The sequence below is a fragment of the Aeromonas sp. QDB31 genome, assembly GCF_027707605.1.
GTDB lineage: Bacteria > Pseudomonadota > Gammaproteobacteria > Enterobacterales > Aeromonadaceae > Aeromonas > Aeromonas media.
On the sequence record NZ_JAPCIX010000050.1, the window covers coordinates 1 to 2,278 of the forward strand.

Consider the following 2,278-nt stretch of genomic DNA (forward strand, 5'->3'; position numbering starts at 1 on the left):
CTCACAGCCAAACTATCAGGTCAAGTCTGCTTTTATTATTTTTAAGCGTGCATAATAAGCCCTACACAAATTGGGAGTTAGACATCATGAGCAACGCAGTGCCCGCCGAGATTTCGGTACAGCTATCACAGGCACTCAACGTCATCGAGCATCATCTGGGATCGACGTTGCTGGCCGTGCATTTGTACGGCTCTGCACTCGACGGTGGCCTGAAGCCATGCAGTGATATTGATTTGCTGGTTACTGTGACTGCACAGCTCGATGAGACTGTGCGGCAGGCTCTGTTCGTAGATTTCCTGGAAGTTTCCGCTTCTCCCGGCCAAAGTGAAGCTCTCCGTGCCTTGGAAGTTACCATCGTCGTGTACGGCGATGTTGTTCCTTGGCGTTATCCAGCCAGACGGGAACTGCAATTCGGGGAGTGGCAGCGCAAGGACATTCTTGCGGGCATCTTCGAGCCCGCGACAACCGATGTTGATCTGGCTATTCTGCTAACTAAAGCAAGGCAACACAGCCTTGCCTTGGCAGGTTCGGCCGCGGAAGATTTCTTCAACCCAGTCCCGGAAAGCGATCTATTCAAAGCACTGGCCGACACCTTGAAACTATGGAACTCACAACCGGATTGGGCAGGCGACGAGCGGAATGTAGTGCTTACCTTGTCTCGCATTTGGTACAGCGCAGCAACCGGCAAGATCGCGCCGAAGGATGTAGCTGCCAACTGGGTAATGGAACGCCTGCCCGTCCAACATCAGCCCGTGCTGCTTGAAGCCCAGCAGGCTTACCTTGGACAAGGGATGGATTGCTTGGCCTCACGCGCTGATCAGTTGACTGCGTTCATTTACTTTGTGAAGCACGAAGCCGCCAGTCTGCTCGGCTCCACGCCAATGATGTCTAAAACAAAGTTAGGCATCACAAAGTACAGCATCGTGACCAACAGCACCGATTCCGTCACACTGCGCCTCATGACTGAGCATGACCTTGCGATGCTCTATGAGTGGCTAAATCGATCTCATATCGTCGAGTGGTGGGGCGGAGAAGAAGCACGCCCGACACTTGCTGACGTACAGGAACAGTACTTGCCAAGCGTTTTAGCGCAAGAGTCCGTCACTCCATACATTGCAATGCTGAATGGAGAGCCGATTGGGTATGCCCAGTCGTACGTTGCTCTTGGAAGCGGGGACGGATGGTGGGAAGAAGAAACCGATCCAGGAGTACGCGGAATAGACCAGTCACTGGCGAATGCATCACAACTGGGCAAAGGCTTGGGAACCAAGCTGGTTCGAGCTCTGGTTGAGTTGCTGTTCAATGATCCCGAGGTCACCAAGATCCAAACGGACCCGTCGCCGAGCAACTTGCGAGCGATCCGATGCTACGAGAAAGCGGGGTTTGAGAGGCAAGGTACCGTAACCACCCCAGATGGTCCAGCCGTGTACATGGTTCAAACACGCCAGGCATTCGAGCGAACACGCAGTGATGCCTAACCCTTCCATCGAGGGGGACGTCCAAGGGCTGGCGCCCTTGGCCGCCCCTCATGTCAAACGTTGGGCGTCTTTTCAGTAGTGGTACTTGAGTTGAACGATCCAAAGGGCATCATCCGCCACTTTGTAAACCATTCGGTGCTCATCCGTAATTCGACGAGACCAATAACCGGCCAAAGCATGTTTTAATGGCTCTGGCTTGCCCACTCCAGAGAAAGGCTCTCGGGTGGTTTCTTTAATTAGCTTGTTAATTCGATCAACCATGCGGCGGTCTTGTTTTTGCCAGAACAGATAATCTTCCCATGCATCATCGGAAAAAATTAATCTCATTCGGCCAACTCCCGCGCCTGTCCTCGGCCCGCTTCAAGTTGCTCGATCGACTTGAAAAGCCGCTTGGCGTTGGCGGGGCTGCGCAGCAGATACGCAGTTTCTTCCAGCGCCTGGAAATCTTCCAGCGAGAGAATCACAACCGATTGGTCGCCGTTACGTGTGATGATCACCGGCTCATGATCGTTGCAAACACGATCCATGGTTCCAGCCAGGTTGGCGCGGGCGTGTGTGTAAGTGATAGCGTCCATAACATCCTCCGTACATGTACAGAAAATTGTACAACAAGAGCAACTCGAAGGCGAGGCAAAAAAACGCCCAACCCTTCAATCAAGTCGGGACGGCCAAAAGCAAGCTTTTGGCTCCCCTCGCTGGCGCTCGGCGCCCCTTATTTCAAACGTTAGACGGCAAAGTCACAGACCGCGGGATCTCTTATGACCAACTACTTTGATAGCCCCTTCAAAGGCAAGCTGCTT

At 53.2% G+C, this 2,278-nt stretch carries 3 protein-coding genes and 1 pseudogene; 2 read left to right on the forward strand and 2 right to left on the reverse strand.

Going from position 1 to position 2,278, the window contains the following annotated elements:
• Nucleotides 1-86: 86 nt before the first annotated feature.
• Together PG898_RS21070 and aac(6')-Ib are read left to right on the forward strand one after the other, a co-directional pair.
• Nucleotides 87-875, forward strand: a pseudogene (locus PG898_RS21070) (AadA family aminoglycoside 3''-O-nucleotidyltransferase); the annotation flags it as partial.
• Between the two features lie 9 nt (nt 876-884).
• Entirely contained in the window at nt 885-1,478 is a 594-nt protein-coding gene (gene aac(6')-Ib, locus PG898_RS21075; protein ID WP_049637357.1) for an AAC(6')-Ib family aminoglycoside 6'-N-acetyltransferase, read from the forward strand.
• Between the two features lie 72 nt (nt 1,479-1,550).
• Here the strand turns inward: aac(6')-Ib and PG898_RS21080 are convergent, their stop codons facing one another.
• Both PG898_RS21080 and PG898_RS21085 read right to left on the reverse strand, forming a co-directional pair.
• Nucleotides 1,551-1,805 (reverse strand): Txe/YoeB family addiction module toxin, encoded by a 255-nt coding sequence (locus tag PG898_RS21080; RefSeq protein WP_032492620.1) that lies wholly within the window; start codon nt 1,803-1,805, stop codon nt 1,551-1,553.
• Nucleotides 1,802-2,053, reverse strand: a complete 252-nt coding sequence (locus tag PG898_RS21085) for a type II toxin-antitoxin system Phd/YefM family antitoxin (protein ID WP_032492621.1) — start codon at nt 2,051-2,053, stop codon at nt 1,802-1,804. The genes PG898_RS21080 and PG898_RS21085 overlap by 4 nt, the downstream gene beginning before the upstream one ends.
• Nucleotides 2,054-2,278: the final 225 nt, after the last annotated feature.